Here is an 18831-nt window from a genome sequence, read left to right on the forward strand (position 1 = left end):
CGGTCAGGCCCGCAGCAATTCCGGCAATTCGCCGGAAACGCCGCGCGCCTCGTCCATGAACCAGCCCTTCAGGGGCGGAGTGCGCTGGACCACGCTCATGCCCAGGCGGCGGATCGCGCTGGGCAGGCGGCCGGGAATGCCGAACAGCCGGGTCAGCGTATCGGTTGCCGCCATGACGGACAGGGAATCCAGCCCGCGCCAGCGTTCGTAACGGGCGAGCAATTGCGCATCGCCAATATCCAGGCCCAGCCGCATGCCATCGGTGATAACCTGCATCAGCGCGCCGACATCGCGCAGGCCGAGATTGAGCCCCTGGCCCGCGATCGGATGCATCCCATGCGCCGCATCGCCCACCAGTGCCAGCCGCTGTGCCGTGATCTTCGCCGTATGCTGGAAGCTGAGCGGGTAGGATGATCTCTTGCTGTTCAGCGTGATCTTGCCGAACAGCCCCTTCATCCGCTTCTCGATTTCGTGGAGGAAGGCCCGGTCGGACAGGGTCAGCACGCCTTCCGCATCCTTTTCCGCCACGGTCCAGACCAGTGCGCTGCGATGCTGCCCCTCCGGCCCGTCCAGCATGGGCAGAAGGGCGAAGGGGCCAGCTGGATAGAAAATTTCCCAGGCGACATTGTCATGCGGCTTTTCATGATCGATCCCGGCGATCAGCGCACGGTGGCTGTAATCCCACCGGGCCAGGGCAAGGCCGGCTTCGTCCCGAGTCGGGGAACGGCGGCCTTCCGCCGCGATCATCAGCGATGCTTCCAGCACCTGCCCATCATCCAGAACGGCCGATACGCCATGTTCGCCGCGATGCCGTTCGACCACGCGCGCCGGAGCGTTCCAGCTGATCAGTTCTTCCTTCTCCGCCGCTTCGAACAGCGCCTTGCGCAGTGTCAGGTTGGAGAACATGAAGCCCAGCGCGCCTTCATGCGGTTCAGGCTGGAAATCCAGCCGTCCGGGTTTCAGCCCATCCGAAACGGCGATGGCGGAGATGGGGCAGCCCTGCGATTTCAGCCGGTCGGCCAGGCCGATATTGCTGAACAGGTTCCAGCTTGCGGTGGAAATGGCGCTGGCGCGCCCATCGAAACCGTCAGCCGTCAGTGCCGCTGGATCGGCCATGTCCACAACATGGCTGGACAGGCCCTTGCGGGCTGCGGCCAGGGCCAGCGTCATGCCGACGAGACCGCCGCCGAGGATCAGGAGTTCGCGCTTGTTCGCCATGGCTTAGGGTCCTAGATCGTGCAGCACGATGCGCGCAAGCACGATCAATTGCTGCCGGTGGCTGATTGTCCTCCTCGCCGCCATGGCGGCGCAGGTGGCCATGGCCCAATTGCCCCCGCCGCAACCGGCCAAGGGCAATAATATCGCCTCTGAACTGGTGGCGGAAGGTGGCGCCCAGGCCGGCGAAATGCTGACCGTGGCGCTGCATTTCCGGCCCGAACCGGGCTGGCACGGATATTGGTCCAATCCGGGCGATGCCGGATATGGCATGGAACTGGACTGGAACCTGCCGGAAGGGTGGGAGGCCGGAGAGCCTGATTATCCGGTGCCCGAAACGCTCGTGATCTCGAACCTGATGAATCACGTCTATGAAGGCGATTATGCCGTGCTGGTGCCGATTTCGGTCCCGGCTGATGCGCAGCTTTCCGGGCCGGTGCCGATAGAGCTGAAGGCGGACTGGCTGGCCTGTACCGATCAGATCTGCGTGCCCGAAAGCGCGACCATGAGTTTACGTCTGCCGGTCGGGGCGGATGTGCCGCGCGATCCGCGTTTCGACCAATGGCGTGCCGCCCTGCCGCCCATGCTCGATAGCGAGGCGGCCTTTGAACTGACCGGGGATGCGCTGCGCATTGCCATCCCGCTGCCCGCTTCGCTGGACCTTGCCGAACCGCATGTTTTCGTGGGCGAAACGCAGCTGGTCGATTATGCCGCGCCGCAGATATTCATGCGCGATGGGGATCTGCTGGTGGCGGAAATCCCGCGTGAAGGGCTGGCCGACGGGGCAGGCCGCATTCCCGGCATATTGAAGCTCGACAATTTGGGAGGCGGGCTGCGCTTTTCTGCCATGCCTGGCGAAGTGCCGGCTGGCGGTACACCTGTTGGCGGCACGGCACAGGCGCTTGCGCCGATCTGGCTGTTGCTGGGCGGGGCGTTCATCGGCGGGCTGATTCTCAATCTGATGCCCTGCGTGTTCCCCATCCTCAGCCTCAAGGCGTTGACGCTGGCCCGCGCGGGGGAAAGCGCGGAGGGCGCGCGGCGTGAAGGGCTGGCTTACACGGCGGGCGTGGTGCTGGCCTGCCTTGCACTGGGCGGCTTGCTGCTGGCCCTGCGCGCGGCGGGCAGCGAGATCGGCTGGGCCTTCCAGTTGCAGGAACCGGGCGTGGTGGTCGCGTTGCTGGTTCTGGCGGTGCTGATCACGGCCAATTTTGCCGGCCTGTATGAATTGCCCTCTTTTTCCTTCACCCGCGAAGGGGGGCGGGCCAGCGCCTTTTCAACCGGATTACTCGCGGCCTTCGTGGCGACGCCCTGCACCGGGCCGTTCATGGCGGCGGCGCTGGGCGCCGCCCTGCTGCTGCCATGGTGGCAAGCGCTGATCCTGTTTGCGGCGATGGGGCTGGGGCTGGCGCTACCGTTCCTCCTGCTCGGCTTCGTGCCCCCGCTCAGGCGGCTATTGCCCAAGCCGGGGCGCTGGATGGAATGGTTCCGCAAGATCATGGCAGTGCCGATGGGGCTGACCGCGCTGGCCCTGCTATGGCTGTGCTGGCGGCTGGGTGGCTGGCAATTCGCCGCTCTGGCCGGTGTTCTGGCGCTGGTGCTGACCGGCGCCCTGGCCTGGGGCCTGCGGGAAGGAAACAGGGGGCGCCCAGGGCGCTTCGTGCTGCCATCCATCGCCGGTCTGGCCCTGGCAATATCGGTCGTGCTGCTGCCCATGGTCCATGCACCGCCGGGCAATTCGGAACAGAGCCTGCTTTCCCCGCGCAATTTCAGTGATGCCGTGCTGGCTGATGCGCGGGCGGAGAAGCGCCCGGTCTTCCTCTGGTTCACTGCCGATTGGTGCCTGACCTGCAAGGTCAACGAAAATGTCGCGATCGAACGAGAGACGACGCGCAAGGCCTTTGAAAGGGCGGGTGTCATCGCCATTCGCGGCGACTGGACGCGGCGTGATCCGGAGATCACCCGCTTCCTCACCGCCCAAGGTGCCGCGGGTGTGCCGCTCTATTTGTGGTATCCGGCTGGCGGAGAAGGCGAAGTGCTGCCGCAAGTGCTGACGCCGGACATGCTGGCCGAGTTGGCAGCTGCCGAGTAGCGGGTTGGGGCGCGCTCATCCAGAACCCCCGTCCGCTCATCCTGAGCTTGTCGAAGGATGCACGCGTGGTTCGACAGGCTCACCACGAGCGGAGATAGGCGCTATTCCGCCTCCCTGCCTTCAGCCTCTTCCTGCTCTTTCGCCTGGGCCTGCTGTACCCGGCCGCCCGCGCGGCACCAGTTCACGAATTCGCCGGGAATGCGGCTGCCCGCGATCGCCAGCGATCCGCCACCGGGAAGCGTCGCCTCCAATTCGCGTGAGCCGGTGAATACGTCCAGTTTCGGATCGCGCGCGGGGACGGCGCCTTCCCAGCGCCATTCGCCATCCACCAGCGCTGCGTCCAGCTTGAAACGGGAGATCGTGCCATTGCCGATGATCGGGAACAGCGCCTTCTGCCCGGGTCGGCCGGTAACATGGCGGATGATGTGCAATTGCGCCGGTTCCGTGCGCAAATTGCAGGACAATGTGAGGAACGGAGGTTCTTCCGGCTGCCCGAAATGGATCGCCTGACCGTTTTCGCTGACCACCCAGCCGGCCCCTTCCGTTTCGGGTGAGGGCAGGGGTGTTTCCGCGGCATGGCGAGCTTCGGCAAGGGAGATGCGCTGCACATCGTCCGGTTCGGACGCAGAATTGCTGCAGCCCGGCAAGGCCGCAAGCAAGGCGATGGGAAAGACAGGAACAATGCGCGCCATGCCGCCTGATGGCGGCGTTGCGGCCCGGTTTCAAGCGGGCTTGAGAGGGTCAGCCCCGGCAATCCGCAACCACGCGGCGAAAAGCATCGCTGGGCGGCATGCGGAAGGAGGGGCCGCCTGCAACGGACACGGCGAAGGGGGCATCCAGTCCGGCCAGAATCGTGGCGAAAGGGTCCCCGGCAGGCAGACGAGCGGTGACTCGCGGCAAGGGTTCGGCCTGTGCCGTTCCGTCGAGCGTGCGGATTTCGCCACCTGCCATCAGGCGCATGTCCGTTTCGCCAGGTTCCACCAGCACGCTACGCGAAAAGACAAGTTCCCCATCCTCGCAACCGACGGAGAAGCTTGCCTCCGTCCCGGGAGGCCCGAACAACACCGCCGGGTTGCCGGCCAGTTGCTTGCTGATCCATTCGCCCTGCATCACCGCGTCGGAGCCGAGTTCGTCCTCCGGCGGTGTCGTTGCGGTGTCGGACGATGCTATTCCCGATCCGCTCTCTGGCGGCATATCGGTGGGGGCCGGTTCTTCTGAACATGCGGCAAGGCCCAGAATTCCAATGGCAGCGATAGCGGCGAGTCGGCGCATGGCTATCTTGTCTCCTCCCCCGGGCAACGGGGCGGGAGATGCCAATGTTCCGTCAGGTGCGGCTTATTTCTTCCACTTTTTCTGCACCTTGCCGTAGCGCGTCTTGCGCGTGCCCGGCCTGCCTTCATTGGATCTGCCGACCAATGGCGCCTTCTTCTCGCCTTCGGCCAGGCCGAGTTCCTCGTTCTCCAGCCGGCGGATTTCGTCGCGCAGGCGGCCGGCTTCCTCGAATTCCAGATCCGCGGCGGCTTCGCGCATCCGCTTTTCCAGATCTTCGATATAGGCGCGCAGGTTATGGCCGACGAGATTGTTCACATCCTCGTCGCCCGTATCCACGGTTACGCCGTCCTGCGCCGCAGTATGGGCCACGATATCGGCGATCTGGCGCTTGATCGTCTGCGGCGTGATGCCGTGTTCCTCGTTATAGGCGCGCTGTTTTTCGCGCCTGCGTTCGGTCTCCGCCATGGCGCGTTCCATGCTGCCGGTGATGCGATCGGCATAGAGGATCACGCGCCCATCCACATTGCGCGCCGCGCGGCCAATGGTCTGGATCAGGCTGGTTTCACTGCGCAGGAAACCTTCCTTGTCAGCGTCCAGGATGCAGACCAGCCCGCATTCGGGAATGTCCAGCCCCTCGCGCAGCAGGTTGATGCCCACCAGCACGTCATAGACGCCGAGCCGCAGATCGCGGATCAGTTCGATACGTTCCAGCGTTTCGACATCGCTGTGCATGTAACGGACCTTCACGCCCGCTTCGTGCATGAATTCGGTCAGATCTTCCGCCATGCGCTTGGTCAGCGTGGTGACAAGCGTGCGATAACCCTTCTCGGCGGTGGCCTTGCACTCGGTAATGCAGTCCTGCACCTGGTCTTCCACCGGGCGGATCTCTACGGGCGGATCGATCAGGCCGGTCGGGCGGATCACCTGTTCGGCAAACACGCCGCCGGTTTCTTCCATTTCCCATGAACCGGGCGTGGCGGAAACGGCGATGGTCTGCGGGCGCATCGCATCCCATTCGTTGAAGCGCAGCGGGCGGTTGTCGATGCAGCTGGGCAGGCGGAAACCATATTCGGCCAGCGTCAGTTTGCGCCGATGGTCCCCCCGCGCCATGGCGCCGATCTGCGGCACGGTCTGGTGGCTTTCATCCACGAACAGCAGGGCATTTTCGGGCAGATATTCGAACAGGGTCGGCGGCGGTTCGCCCGGCAGGCGGCCGGTCAGGAAGCGGGAGTAGTTTTCAATCCCCGCACAGCTGCCGGTCGCGGCGATCATTTCGAGATCGAAATTGGTCCGCTGTTCCAGCCTTTGCGCTTCCAGCAGGCGGCCTTCCGCGTGCAATTCCTTCAGCCGTTCCTGCAATTCGAAGCGGATCGCTTCCGCCGCCTGTTTCATGGTCGGGCCGGGCGTAACGTAATGCGAATTGGCATAGACGCGGACCTTGTCCAGATTGGCGCCCTTGGTGCCGGTCAGCGGATCGAACTCGCTGATTTCCTCGATCTCGTCCCCGAAGAAGCTGATCCGCCAGGCCATGTCTTCATAATGGCTGGGGAAGATCTCCAGATTATCGCCCCGCACGCGGAAACTGCCGCGGGCGAAGGCCACGTCGTTGCGCTTGTATTGCAGGGATACCAGCTTGCGGATCAATTCGCGCTGGTCGACCGTTTCGCCCTTCTTGATGTCGAATACCATGGCGGAATAGGTTTCCACCGAACCGATGCCGTAAAGGCAGGAAACGGAGGCGACGATCAGCACGTCATCCCGTTCCAGCAAGGCACGGGTGGCCGAATGGCGCATCCGGTCGATCGCCTCGTTTACGGAACTTTCCTTCTCGATATAGGTGTCGGACCGGGGGACATAGGCTTCCGGCTGGTAATAATCGTAATAACTGACGAAATATTCCACCGCATTTTCGGGAAAGAAGCTCTTGAATTCGCCATAGAGCTGGGCGGCCAGGATCTTGTTCGGCGCCAGAACCAGGGCCGGACGCTGCAATTCTTCCACCACCTTGGCCATGGTGAAGGTCTTGCCGCTGCCGGTCACGCCCAGCAGGACCTGCGTCTTTTCGTCCTGCCGCGCAGATTCAACCAGTTCGCGGATCGCGGTCGGCTGGTCGCCATTCGGCTCATACTCGCTGACCAGCTTGAACGGGCGCCCGCCATCGCTCTTTTCCGGTCGAACCGGCTTGTGCGGGGTGAAGCTTTCCGAAGTATCGGGCTCTTCCAGCCCGCGACGAATTACAAGTTCGGCCATGGGGCAGGATATGGGCATGTCGGCCCGATCACGCAATCATTGGCAGCATGTCGGGGGCTTGCTAGCATCCCCACCCGTAACGCGGCCCGGAATGAGGCCGCTATTCAAGGGGGATATGCGATGCGTTTGAAACATGCCCTGCCGATCGGTGCCGTTTTTGCCGTTTTTGCCGCTGTCACCGCCGCGAACGGCGCGGCGCAGGATGGCGTTTCCGTTGAGGCGGCCCGCGCCGCAGCCGAAAGCGCGGTGAAGCCGGTCCCCGGCCAATACGAATCGCAGAACGAACTGGTCGATTTCCAGGCTGACGGCATTCCCGCCAACATGAAGGGCATGATGCGCAATGCCATGTCCAGCGCCTTTGCCCAGAACAACAGCTTCTGCGTCACGCCGGAAGAGGCGGAACAAGGCGCCTCCCGCATGATCGAGGAGCTGGCGCAGAACGATTGCACGCTGAACAAGTTCGACGTGGATGGCGGCTCCATCGATGCCGACCTGACCTGCCGGAACGATGGCGGGGAAGGCAATATCACCATGGTCGGCACGATGACGCCGGAAAGTTCCGACATCGTCATGACGGTGGACCAGTCGATGCCCGAAATGGGGAACATGCTGATCAAGGTGAACATGAAGGCAAGGCGCGTGGGCGAATGCTCCGGCGCGAAATGAAGGAAGTGACGATGCGCAAGATCCATGCCCTGCCGCTGGTCGCGGCCATCGCCCTTGCTGCCTGCAGCGGCGGGACGGAAGAGGAAAGTGCAACTGCGGGCGAAGGCCTGTCAGAAGCGGAGGCGAATGCCGCCGCGGAAGGCGCGATCAGGCTGACGCCGGGCCAGTATTCGACCACGCTGGAGCTGGTGGAATTCGAAGTGCCGGGCCTGTCTGGCGATCTGGCCGATCAGATTCGCGATCTGGCCGCCAGCGGCTTTGCCGAAGGCAACAGTTTCTGCCTGACACCCGAAGAGGCAGAGGAAGGGCCGCGTCGCATGGTTCGCGACCTTGCCGAGAATGACTGCACCTTCAACAAGTTCGACGTGGCGGGCGGCACGATCAATGCCGATCTCAGCTGCATCGCGGATGACGGGTCGGAAGGCACGATGAAGATGACCGGCACGATGACGTCGGAAAGTTCCGACATGATGATGGAAATGGACCAGCAGATCCCGCAAATGGGCAAGGCCCATATGAAGGTGAAAGTGAATAGCCGCCGCGTCGGGGAATGCAGCTGATCGCGGGCTGATTCGGGAAAGGTCCTGCCCCCCATCTACGTTCTTCGCAGGGCGGGGCAGTTCTGTTACAGTCTGCCGATGCGCGCGATGTCTTCCAACCGGGCCATTGCCGGTGCGTCCCGATGGGACGCCGGCTTTGCGCGCCGCCTCCGATTGCTGCGTGGCAAGGCTCCTGCGGGGGAGCGCGGGCCCGATGCCAAGCTCCTCTGGGGTGAACTGGCGACCTTTGCCGAACCGCTGCTGCGCCCGTTCCGGGAACCGATGGATGTTGCCGTGGCGGAACATCCGCGTGTTGTCATGCTGCTGCCGGGTTTCGGGACCCATCCCATGCGCATGCGCTACATGGCGCGGCAGCTTGAACGCGCGGGGCACAAGGTCAAGCGCTGGGGGCTGGGCTTCAATCTCGGCCCGACGCAGCAAAATTTCGATAAGCTGGCCCGCCGGGTAGAGCAGGTCAGCGCCCGATATGGGCAGAATGTGGTGCTCGTGGGCTGGAGCCTGGGCGGCATTTTCGCGCGCGAGATTGCCAAACGGCATCCCGAACATGTCGCGAAGGTGATTTCCATGGGCTCGCCCTTTTCGGGCACGCCCTATGCCAACAACGCCTGGCGCATCTATCAGCTGGTTACCGGCCATTCGGTGGAACAGCCACCTGTCGAGGCGGAGCTGGCGGTCAAACCGCCGGTCGAAACGATTGCCCTGTGGAGCCCGCGCGACGGCGTGATCTCTCCGCGCAGCGCCTGCGGCCATCCGGGGGAACGCGATCGGGCCATTGCGATACGTTGCACCCATCTGGGATTTTCCAATTCTCACGAGGCGATAGGCACCATCTTGCGCGAGCTGGAGGAATTCTGAAAAATCCTTACGCAGTCGCTCTTGGCTACTGGCGTCAAGCGTGCCATGTTGCACTGCATCAAAGGATAGTATGAACGCACCAGGCCCCGCCCAGTTCGATGAAATGCATGAAGCCGATGGCTCGGTTCGCGACGCATATCGCGAATATGAGAAGTGGCTGAACGAACAGGATTCGGCCGGTATGCGCCGCAAGGGGTTTGAAGCGGAAAGCTTCTTCCGCCGCACCGGCATCACCTTCAATGTCTACGGGGACAATGACGCCGAAGAACGGCTGATCCCCTTCGATATGGTTCCCCGCATCATTACGGGGCGCGAATGGCGGCACCTTTCCCGCGGAATCGAACAGCGGGTGAGGGCGCTCAACGCCTTCATGCACGATCTATATCACCGGCAGGAAATCATCCGCTCCGGCCGGCTGCCCGAACGGTTGTTCCGCCACAATAACGCCTGGCTGCCGCAGATGGTGGGCTTCACACCGCCCGGCGGAGTCTACACCCATATCGTCGGGATCGATCTGGTCCGCACCGGGGCGGACGAATTCATGGTGCTGGAAGACAATGCCCGCACACCATCGGGCGTCAGCTATATGCTCGAAAACCGCGAAACCATGATGGCGATGTTCCCCGAACTGTTCAGCCGTATCAAGGTGCAGCAGGTTTCGGACTATCCGCGCCGCCTGGGCAAGAGCCTGGCCGCCTGCGCACCGCCGCGTGCCTCCAGCAATCCGCGCGTCGCCGTGCTGACCCCGGGCATCTACAATTCCGCCTATTTCGAACACGCTTTCCTGGCGGACCAGATGGGCGCCGAACTGGTAGAAGGCAGCGATCTGCGGGTGGTGGATGGCCGTGTGCAGATGCGCACGACTTGCGGCTTCGAACCGATCGACGTGCTCTATCGCCGCGTGGATGATGAATTCCTCGATCCGCTGACCTTCAATCCCGACAGCGTTCTGGGCGTGCCGGGGATCATGGATGTCTATCGCGATGGCGGGATCACCATCGCCAATGCGCCGGGCACGGGCGTGGCGGACGACAAGGCGATCTATTCCTTCATGCCGGAAATCGTGGAATTCTATACCGGTGAACAGCCGCTGCTGCCCAATGTGCAGACCTGGCGCTGTGCCGATCCGGACAGTCTGAAATATGTGCTGGAAAACCTGCCCGAACTGGTGGTGAAGGAAGTCCACGGTTCCGGCGGTTACGGGATGTTGATCGGCCCGACCTCTTCGAAGAAGGAACTGGCCCAATTCCGCAAGAAGCTGGAGGCAGCGCCGGAAAACTACATCGCGCAGCCCACGCTTTCGCTGTCCACCTGCCCGATCTTCACCCGCAAGGGGCTGGCGCCGCGCCATGTCGATCTGCGGCCCTTCGTGCTCGTTTCGCCAGAAGGGGTGGACATCACGCCCGGCGGCCTGACGCGCGTCGCGCTGAAGAAGGGATCGCTGGTCGTCAATTCCAGCCAGGGCGGCGGCACGAAAGACAGCTGGGTTCTGGACGACTGATGGGGGAGCGCATTCCTTGCTAGGCCGCACCGCCAACGGCATCTTCTGGATGTACCGCTATCTGGAGCGGGCCGAGAACACGGCCAGGCTGCTGGCCGCGGGCCACCGCATGACGCTGACCCGCGGCGGCGATGCCGCCAACCAGGAATGGCGGTCCATCCTGACCACTCTGGGCCTGTTGCAGGCCTATAACGAACATTACGAAGATTATACCGGCGCGCATGTCTGCGATTTCGTGCTGCGGGCCAGGGTCAATCCCGAAAGCGTGCTGTCCATGTTCGAACGGGCACGGATGAATGCCCGCTCCTGCCGTTCGGCCATCACTGCCGAAGTGTGGGAAGCGGTCAATGAAGGCTGGATGAGCCTGAGCGATCTGCTGGCGCGGCAGGTGCGGGAAAGCAATCTGGGCATGGCGCTGGGCGCGATCCGGCGCGAATCCACACTGGCGCGCGGTGCGACCTATGGTTCCATGCTGCGCAACGAGACTTATGCCTTCGCCCGTCTGGGCACATTTCTGGAACGGGCTGACAACACGGCGCGCATTCTCGATATCAAATATTACCTGCTGCTCCCTTCGCTCTCCTATGTCGGGACCGCACTGGATAGCGGGCAATGGGACAATGTGCTGCGTTCGCTTTCGGGGGAGCGCGCCTATCGCTGGCTCAATGCCGGACGGATGGATGCGCGGTCCATCGCCGATTTCCTGATCCTGGACGATCGCTTCCCCCGCAGCCTTTCCTTCTGCCTGACTGAAATGCGGGAAAATCTGGCCAAGCTGGAACGGATGCATGGCGGGGACGGGCCCGCGCATGAAGCGATCCGCGCGGTGGATACCAAGCTGCTGGGCAAGACGGTGGAGGATATTTTCGATCGGGGCCTGCACGAATTCCTGGTGGATTTCATCTCCGCAAACCAGACCGTGGCCAGTTCCATTGCCGAACAATATCGCTTCATAGCCTGAGGACAGGAAAGCCCATGCGCCTCGCCATCAGTCACACTACCCGCTACCGTTTCACAGAGCCGGTTGCCCACGGGCTGCAGCGGCTGCGCCTGACGCCCAAGGCCACGCAGGGGCAGCAGATCCTGGACTGGTCGATGGAATATTCGGGCGCCCGGGAAGAAATTTCCTATGACGATCAGAACTTCAATCATGTGACGCTTGTTTCCGTGCGCGAAGGGGCATCGGAAGTGGTCATCAACTGCCGTGGCACCGTCGACACGGAAGACAAGGCCGGGGTGATCGGCCATCACGCGGGTCATCTGCCGCTTTGGGGTTTTCTGGGCCATACGCCGCTGACCAGGCCGGGCAGCCGCGTGCGGCAATTATTGTCCTCTGTCGAACGTAGCGAAGAAGGCATGGTGCCTACCTTGCACAATCTGTCCGCCGCGATCCGTGAACGCGTGGCCTATGAAACCGGCAAGACCCATGTGCATACCACGGCGGAAGACGCGCTGGCCGATGGTTTTGGCGTGTGCCAGGACCACGCCCATATCTTCATCGCGGCAGCAAGGGCCCTGGAAATTCCCGCCCGCTATGTCAGCGGCTATCTGATGATGGATGATCGGGTTGACCAGGAAGCGACCCATGCATGGGCGGAAGCCTATGTCCAGGGGCTGGGCTGGGTCGGATTCGATATTTCCAACGGAATAAGTCCGGATCCGCGCTATGTCCGTGTGGCGACCGGGCGCGATTATCGCGATGCGGCACCTGTCACAGGCATCAGTTTCGGCGCAGTGACGGAAGATCTCCACGTCCACCTTGCCGTGCAGCAGCAAACGGTGGAACAATAGCAGGCCGTTTCAGGCTGCATGTCTTTTCAGGATTTAACATGACGTATTGCGTAGGGCTGATGCTCGACAAGGGGCTCGTTCTCATGAGCGACACCCGCACCAATTCCGGCGTCGACAATATCTCCGTATTTCGCAAGATGTTCCACTGGTCGGTACCGGGGGAACGGATCATTTCCGTGATGACCGCGGGCAATCTGGCCACGACCCAGGCGGTGATCAGCCGGCTGGAAGAACGCAGCAAGACACCGGATGAGCGGCAGAATTCTTTGCTGGAACTGCCCACCATGTTCCAGGTGGCGGTGGAAACCGGCAAGTTGCTGCGCGATACGGTGAAAGAAACCCAGTCGGGCAATGGCCAGTCAGGCGGGGGCCGTTTCGCCGCTTCCATGATCGTGGCCGGCCAGATCAAGGGGATGGAGCCGCGCCTGTTCCTGATCTACCCCGAAGGCAATTTCATCGAAGCGAGTTTCGACACGCCCTTCTTCCAGATCGGCGAGACGAAATATGGCCGCCCGATCCTGGTTCGCGCCTATGATCGGGCGATGAGTTTCGAAGACGCGGTGAAGCTCCTGATGGTCAGCTTCGATTCCACGCTCAAGGCCAATCTGTCGGTCGGTCTTCCGCTCGATCTGCTGGTAATCGAACGTGACAAGCTCGAAATCGTGCATGAACGGCGCGTCGAACAGGGCGATCCCTATTTCGAATCCATCTCCTCCAGCTGGAGCGATGCGTTGAAGACGGCGTTCAATTCCTTGCCGGATTACAACATGCGACAGGATGCGGAATAGGTGGTTTTACCTAAGTATCTGATTTTAGCTATTTCGTTTCCGCAGAATTACGCATGTTTTGCTCCGTATCGGAGCTAAAATTCCTTATGCAGCTCACCCTATTGCTGTCCGCGGGGAGCGGGCAGCGCCATATCTGGTCCATTGTCGCCACGCTTCCGCATGCGCGTTTTTCGCGGCTGATGCACTCAGGTGGACATGGAACGGACAATTTTACACATCGTAGGCGGCCAGAGCCGCTCTCGCGCCGAACAGGCCCGCATCGCCTTTGCCCTCGGGCATCATGCGGAAATCTATGGGGATCTGGATGAATTGCTGCTCAAGCCGCCCCGCTCGGGGTTGGTTATGGCAGCCGATTCCATCGAGGCGGGGGGCGGCGCCGGCATCATCCGGATTTTGCGCGACCATGGCGTTGGCCTGCCCGTTGTCATCACGGCCAACGAACCGCATGCGTCGGATATAGTCTCCGCGATCAAGGCAGGGGCGCTGGATTATCTCGGACTGCCCCTGGAAATGGGCGATTTCGCTCGCCGGCTGTCTCGTATCCAGGCAGAGGCCGAACAGCTTGCCGAAACCTATCGTTTTGAAATCGAGGCGCGCCAATTGCTGAGCAAGTTGAGCGGCCGCCAGCTGGAAGTGCTCCGCCTGCTGAGCGAAGGCTGTTCCAACAAGGAAATTGCCCGGGTCCTGGGCATCAGCCCGCGAACCGTCGAAATTCACCGCGCCAACATGATGGCAAAGCTGAGAGCCAACCATGCGGCGGATGCGGTGCGGCTTTGGCTGGCCGCCCTGCCGTCCCCCGTCAGCAGCGAACAGGACACGCTCGAGCTTGCGGGCAGGCAGCGGGAAGGGGAGGCCAGCCTGACCATCATGCCCGACAACAATCCCTATGCCGCGCCGGCCAGGTCAGTCAGCGGCAATAGCTCTTACCATCGATGACGCCTTCGATATGAAGATGGTCTTCATGCGCGCGGTTATATTCGGGGCCCAGCACTGTGTCGAAACGCTTGCAGGCGCTTTGCTGGATCGTGCGCAGGAAGCGGCGTTCGTCCGATGTGCCGCCGTGCCAGTCATTCTTCACCGTGATACGGCGGCCATCCATCAGGACGAAGGCGGCAACGTCGATCGCGGCGGCTGTTGAATGGGCCGAGCGGCGGCCCGTTCCGGCCACGTTGCGGCAATTATAACTGCCGAAAGTCTCGATACTGCGGAGGGGGGAGCCGAGTATCTGCCGCGCCGCGCGGTCCACGCCGTAACGGGTCCAGCCGGCAAAGGCTTCGGTCACGCCGCAGGTCACGGGGCCGAGATTCGATATGGCCACGTCCGAAAGATCCGATCGCAAGGCATAGAGTTGCACCGTGTCCAGATTGGTGCATCCCTGATCGAGATAGCGATCGGGCAGCGGAGTATATTCCGCGCCCAGCTGTGCCAGCCCGGAAAGGCATTGGCGTGTCGCCGGGCTGACCGCCACGGGCGCAGGCTGGCTGCGCGTCCTGCGCGCCTGTGGATCGCCGCCTTGTGTGCTGGGCAGCATCGAACATCCCGAAAGGGCGAGGGCGGACAGGATCAGGGCGATCTTGCGGGTCATGACGTCAATTTTCCCAGCCCGTGCTTAACAGATTCCTAATGACGGCGGCAGATTGGGATTGTCTGCGGATTAAACGCTATCCGGGTTGACACAGTCAGCAATAAGCCTAGTGGCGGCTCCGGGCCACGCGGTCCCAACGCCGCGCGAGCTCTCTGCAAGGAGAGTCTTAAATGACTGATAATAGCGTACCTTCGCGCAAGCCTGCGCGTCCTTTTTTCTCTTCCGGTCCCTGCGCGAAGCCGCCGGGCTGGTCCCCTGAAAAACTCCAAATCGATTCGCTCGGTCGCTCGCACCGCTCGAAACTCGGCAAGGCGCGGCTCGCGCTTTGTATCGATCTGATTCGCGAAGTGCTCGAAGTGCCCGAAACGCACCTCGTCGGCATCGTGCCCGGTTCCGATACCGGCGCGGTGGAAATGGCGATGTGGACCATGCTGGGCGGTCGCCCGGTCACGACGCTTGCCTGGGAAAGCTTTGGTGAAGGTTGGGTCACCGATGCCGTCAAGCAGCTCAAGATCGAACCGACCGTGCTGCGTGCCGATTACGGCCAGCTGCCCGACCTGAAGCAGGTCGACTGGTCGAACGATGTCATCTTCACCTGGAACGGCACCACCTCCGGCGTGTGCGTCCCCAATGGTGACTGGATTTCCGCCGACCGTGATGGCCTGGCCATTGCAGATGCCACCAGCGCTGTGTTTGCGCAGGACATCGCCTGGGACAAGGTCGATGTGCTGACCTTCTCCTGGCAGAAAGTGCTGGGCGGTGAAGGCGCGCATGGCGTGCTGATCCTTGGCCCCCGCGCGGTGGAGCGGCTGGAAAACTTTACTCCGTCCTGGCCGCTGCCCAAGGTTTTCCGCCTGGCGAAGGGTGGCAAGCTGATCGATGGCATCTTCACGGGCGCCACGATCAACACCCCTTCCATGCTGGCGGTCGAAGATGCGATCTTCGCGCTGGAATGGGCCAAGTCGATTGGCGGCCTGGCCGGCATGAAAGCCCGCGCCAACGCCAATGCGCAGGCGCTGGACAAGATCGTTCAGGAACGCAGCTGGCTTGGCCATCTGGCGCAGGATCCGGCCAGCCGGTCCAACACCAGTGTCTGCCTGACGGTGGAAGGCGCCGATACGGATTTCATCAAGAAATTCGCGAAGCTGCTGGAAGAGCAGGATGCCGCCTATGACATCGCCGGTTACCGCGATGCCCCGGCCGGCCTGCGCATCTGGTGCGGCGCCACGGTCGATACGGCCGATATCGAAGCGCTCGGCCCCTGGCTTGACTGGGCCTATGCCCAGCTGACCGCCAACTCCTAAGCCTATTCCCGTCCTCTCCGCGAAAGCGGGGATCCGGCCTGCATCTCTGATTGCCGCCCGGATTCCCGCCGCCGCAGGAGCGACGATCTTCAGGGAAGTTTCAAATGACCAAGCCCAAAGTCCTTATTTCCGACAAGATGGACCCTAATGCCGCTCGTATTTTTGAAGAGCGCGGCTGCGAAGTCGATGTAATCACCGGCAAGACGCCGGAGGAACTGAAGGAAATCATCGGCCAGTATGATGGCCTTGCGATCCGTTCCTCGACCAGGGTGACGCAGGAAATCCTCGATGCCGCGACCAATCTGAAAGTGATCGGCCGCGCGGGCATCGGGGTCGACAATGTCGATATTCCCTATGCCTCTGCAAAGGGCGTGGTGGTGATGAACACGCCGTTCGGCAATTCGATCACCACGGCCGAACATGCGATCGCCATGATCATGTCCCTGGCGCGCCAGATCCCCGAAGCGAACGAACTGACCCAGAAGGGCGAATGGCCCAAGAGCAAGTTCATGGGCGTGGAAGTGACCGGCAAGACGCTGGGCCTGATCGGCGCCGGCAATATCGGCGCCATCGTTGCATCGCGCGCGCTTGGCCTGCGGATGAAAGTCATCGCCTATGACCCGTTCCTCACCCCGGAACGTGCCGTGGAAATGGGCGTGGAAAAGGTCGATCTGGAAACGCTGGTGACGCGTGCGGATTTCATCACGCTGCACACGCCGCTGACTGACGAGACGCGCAACATCCTCAGCCGCGAACGGCTGGAAAAGTGCAAGAAGGGCGTGCGGATCGTGAACTGCGCCCGCGGCGGCCTGATCGACGAACTGGCGCTGAAGGACCTGCTCGACAGCGGCCATGTGGCCGGTGCTGCGCTGGACGTGTTTGCCGAAGAACCGGCCAAGGAAAACCCGCTGTTCGGCACGCCGAATTTCATCTGTACCCCGCATCTGGGCGCATCCACCACCGAAGCGCAGGTCAATGTCGCGCTGCAGGTGGCCGAACAGATGAGCGATTTCCTCGTCAATGGCGGCGTCACCAATGCGCTGAACATGCCCAGCCTCAGCGCGGAAGAAGCGCCGAAGCTCAAGCCCTACATGGCGCTGGCGGAAAAGATCGGTTCGCTGGTCGGCCAGCTTGCCCATGGCGATCTGCCGAAGATCAGCATCGAGACGGAAGGCGCCGCTGCCCAGCTGAACCAGAAGCCGATAGTCGGCGCGGTTCTGGCCGGCTTGATGAAGCGTTTCTCCTCCAGCGTTAACATGGTCAACGCACCCTTCCTGGCGAAGGAACGCGGGATCGAAGTGCGCGAAGTGCGCAACGAGAACCAGGGCACTTACCAGACCCTGGTGCGCGTGACCGTGGCAACCAGTGCGGGCGACCGGTCCGTTGCCGGCACGCTGTTCGCCAATCGCGAACCGCGCCTGGTCGAAATCTTCGGCATCGGCATCGAAGCAGATCTGGACGGTCGTATGCTCTATATCGTCAATGACGACGTGCCGGGCTTTATCGGTCGCATCGGTTCGCTGCTGGGCGAAGCCGGCATCAATATCGGCACGTTCCACCTTGGCCGCCGTGAAACCGGTGGCGAGGCCGTGCTGCTGTTGAGTGTCGACCAGCCGATCCCGGCGGATGTTATTGCCCGCGCGCAGGAGCTCGAGGGCGTGAAAATGGTGAAGGCGCTGACCTTCTGATCTCTGATGCCGTTCGCTCTTCGCAATCGGGGAGCGAACGGCTAGGGGCTGCTCCATGATCGATCCCACTGCCGACTTATTGCCCGAGGGGCTGGAAGACCGTTTGCCCCGCAGCGCAGCCGCGGCAACGCGGATTGAGCGTGCCATGCTCGCCGCCATGGATGCGCATGGTTATGACCGGGTGCGCCCCCCGCTGATCGAATTTGAAAAGTCGATGGCAAGCCGTACCGATGGTTTGCGCACGCGGAACATGTTCCGTTTCGTCGATCCGCGCAGCCTGCGGATGCTGGCATTGCGATCGGATATGACGGCGCAGGTCGGGCGAATAGCCGCAACCGGGCTTGGCGCCGCGCCGCGGCCGCTGCGGCTCTGCTATGCCGGTCAGGTCGCGCGGATGACGGGCGACATGCTCGATCCGCGCCGCGAGAATTTGCAGATCGGTGCCGAACTTATCGGCAGCGAATCCGCGGCCGCCGCGGGCGAGATCGTGGAACTGGCGATTGATGCGCTGGAAGCGGCGGGTGCGCAGGGCATATCGGTCGATTTCACCTTGCCGGACCTTGTCGATACGCTGGCGGCGAAGGAAATGCCGCTGGATCCGGCACAGGTGCAGGCCGTGCGCCGCGAACTGGATGCCAAGGATGCTGGCGGACTGAAGGCGGCAGGGGGCGAAGCCTATATTCCGCTGCTTTATGCCACCGGCGCGTTCGATGATGCGGCGGCGAAACTGGCCAGCCTGGACGATGGCGGCGTGCTTGCCAGCCGGATTGACGGACTTCGCCAGATTGCCGACCGGATCGATGGCCGCGCGCGACTGACGCTCGACCCGTCGGAACGCCACGGTTTCGAATATCAGACATGGTTCGGATTCACGATCTATGCCGACGGTGTTCGCAGCGCATTGGGGCGGGGCGGCACTTATCGCATTGGCGGGAGCGAGGAAGTCGCGACCGGCTTTTCGCTCTACCCGGAAGAACTGATCGAAGCCGTCAAGGCGGAAGAGCCGCTTCCGCAAGCTGTATTCCTGCCCCTCGGCCATGATCGCGAAGCTGCGGCTAGACTGCGGGGCGAAGGCTGGCGCACCGTCGCCGCATTGAGCGAGGGCGACGATGCGATGGCGCTCGGTTGCTCGCACCGTCTGGAAGGCTCCGCGGCCAAGCCCCTGTAAAGACATATTGCAACTTGGCCGGCCACTGGCCGGTCAGGCCGCATCGGCTAGCCGTTTCAGAAAAGCATGATCGCCAGAAAGGCGAAGAATGCCCAGGAT

17 protein-coding genes are annotated in these 18831 nt (G+C 62.4%); 12 read left to right on the forward strand and 5 right to left on the reverse strand.

The genetic code is table 11. The features are described from left to right. Positions 1-3 precede the first annotated feature (3 nt). Positions 4-1218 carry an FAD-dependent monooxygenase gene (locus WYH_RS15950; RefSeq protein WP_046904624.1) on the reverse strand — a complete coding sequence of 405 codons (1215 nt, stop codon included), beginning with the start codon at positions 1216-1218 and terminating at the stop codon, positions 4-6. A 28-nt stretch (positions 1219-1246) separates the two neighbouring features. Here WYH_RS15950 and WYH_RS15955 point away from each other — a divergent pair, with 28 nt between their 5' ends. Then, positions 1247-3304, forward strand: a complete 2058-nt coding sequence (locus tag WYH_RS15955; RefSeq protein WP_046904625.1) for a protein-disulfide reductase DsbD family protein — start codon at positions 1247-1249, stop codon at positions 3302-3304. 101 nt (positions 3305-3405) lie between these two features. Here the strand turns inward: WYH_RS15955 and WYH_RS15960 are convergent, their stop codons facing one another. The 3 genes from WYH_RS15960 to uvrB form a co-directional block, all read right to left on the reverse strand. Then, on the reverse strand, positions 3406-3996 hold the full coding sequence (locus tag WYH_RS15960) for a hypothetical protein (protein WP_046904626.1): 591 nt from the start codon (positions 3994-3996) through the stop codon (positions 3406-3408). 49 nt (positions 3997-4045) lie between these two features. After that, positions 4046-4576 (reverse strand): hypothetical protein, encoded by a 531-nt coding sequence (locus WYH_RS15965; protein ID WP_046904627.1) that lies wholly within the window; start codon positions 4574-4576, stop codon positions 4046-4048. Positions 4577-4639: 63 nt separating this feature from the next. Beyond that, positions 4640-6826: an excinuclease ABC subunit UvrB gene (uvrB, locus tag WYH_RS15970; RefSeq protein WP_046904628.1), complete on the reverse strand. Its 2187-nt coding sequence runs from the start codon at positions 6824-6826 to the stop codon at positions 4640-4642. A gap of 120 nt (positions 6827-6946) precedes the next feature. Between uvrB and WYH_RS15975 the strand changes: the two genes are divergently transcribed. From WYH_RS15975 to WYH_RS16010, 8 genes are all read left to right on the forward strand, one after another. After that, on the forward strand, positions 6947-7492 hold the full coding sequence (locus WYH_RS15975) for a DUF3617 domain-containing protein (protein ID WP_046904629.1): 546 nt from the start codon (positions 6947-6949) through the stop codon (positions 7490-7492). Continuing rightward, on the forward strand, positions 7474-8052 hold the full coding sequence (locus tag WYH_RS15980; protein ID WP_053833645.1) for a DUF3617 domain-containing protein: 579 nt from the start codon (positions 7474-7476) through the stop codon (positions 8050-8052). Before WYH_RS15975 ends, WYH_RS15980 begins: the two co-directional genes overlap by 19 nt. Positions 8053-8130: 78 nt before the next feature. After that, positions 8131-8907 (forward strand): esterase/lipase family protein, encoded by a 777-nt coding sequence (locus WYH_RS15985; RefSeq protein WP_179945422.1) that lies wholly within the window; start codon positions 8131-8133, stop codon positions 8905-8907. 70 nt (positions 8908-8977) lie between these two features. Continuing rightward, on the forward strand, positions 8978-10408 hold the full coding sequence (locus WYH_RS15990; RefSeq protein WP_046904631.1) for a circularly permuted type 2 ATP-grasp protein: 1431 nt from the start codon (positions 8978-8980) through the stop codon (positions 10406-10408). 16 nt (positions 10409-10424) lie between these two features. Continuing rightward, positions 10425-11369, forward strand: a complete 945-nt coding sequence (locus WYH_RS15995; protein WP_046904632.1) for an alpha-E domain-containing protein — start codon at positions 10425-10427, stop codon at positions 11367-11369. Between the two features lie 14 nt (positions 11370-11383). Then, positions 11384-12199 carry a transglutaminase family protein gene (locus WYH_RS16000; protein WP_046904633.1) on the forward strand — a complete coding sequence of 272 codons (816 nt, stop codon included), beginning with the start codon at positions 11384-11386 and terminating at the stop codon, positions 12197-12199. Between the two features lie 38 nt (positions 12200-12237). After that, the gene (locus tag WYH_RS16005) at positions 12238-12987 is read left to right on the forward strand and encodes a proteasome-type protease (protein ID WP_046904634.1); all 750 of its coding nucleotides are present in this window, start codon (positions 12238-12240) and stop codon (positions 12985-12987) included. Positions 12988-13182: 195 nt separating this feature from the next. Further along, positions 13183-13923: a response regulator transcription factor gene (locus tag WYH_RS16010; protein WP_082348036.1), complete on the forward strand. Its 741-nt coding sequence runs from the start codon at positions 13183-13185 to the stop codon at positions 13921-13923. Here WYH_RS16010 and WYH_RS16015 read toward each other — a convergent pair. Then, positions 13895-14572, reverse strand: a complete 678-nt coding sequence (locus tag WYH_RS16015; protein ID WP_046904635.1) for an extensin-like domain-containing protein — start codon at positions 14570-14572, stop codon at positions 13895-13897. The two genes, WYH_RS16010 and WYH_RS16015, sit on opposite strands and share 29 nt — an antisense overlap. A 170-nt stretch (positions 14573-14742) precedes the next feature. Here WYH_RS16015 and WYH_RS16020 point away from each other — a divergent pair, with 170 nt between their 5' ends. The 3 genes from WYH_RS16020 to WYH_RS16030 all read left to right on the forward strand — a co-directional run bounded on the left by WYH_RS16020 (position 14743) and on the right by WYH_RS16030 (position 18732). After that, the gene (locus tag WYH_RS16020; RefSeq protein WP_046904636.1) at positions 14743-15876 is read left to right on the forward strand and encodes a phosphoserine transaminase; all 1134 of its coding nucleotides are present in this window, start codon (positions 14743-14745) and stop codon (positions 15874-15876) included. A 104-nt stretch (positions 15877-15980) separates the two neighbouring features. After that, positions 15981-17564, forward strand: coding sequence for a phosphoglycerate dehydrogenase (gene serA, locus WYH_RS16025; protein WP_046904637.1), 1584 nt, complete (start codon positions 15981-15983; stop codon positions 17562-17564). A gap of 55 nt (positions 17565-17619) precedes the next feature. Next, the gene (locus WYH_RS16030; RefSeq protein WP_046904638.1) at positions 17620-18732 is read left to right on the forward strand and encodes an ATP phosphoribosyltransferase regulatory subunit; all 1113 of its coding nucleotides are present in this window, start codon (positions 17620-17622) and stop codon (positions 18730-18732) included. Positions 18733-18831: the final 99 nt, after the last annotated feature.

This window comes from Croceibacterium atlanticum (assembly GCF_001008165.2).
GTDB lineage: Bacteria > Pseudomonadota > Alphaproteobacteria > Sphingomonadales > Sphingomonadaceae > Croceibacterium_C > Croceibacterium_C atlanticum.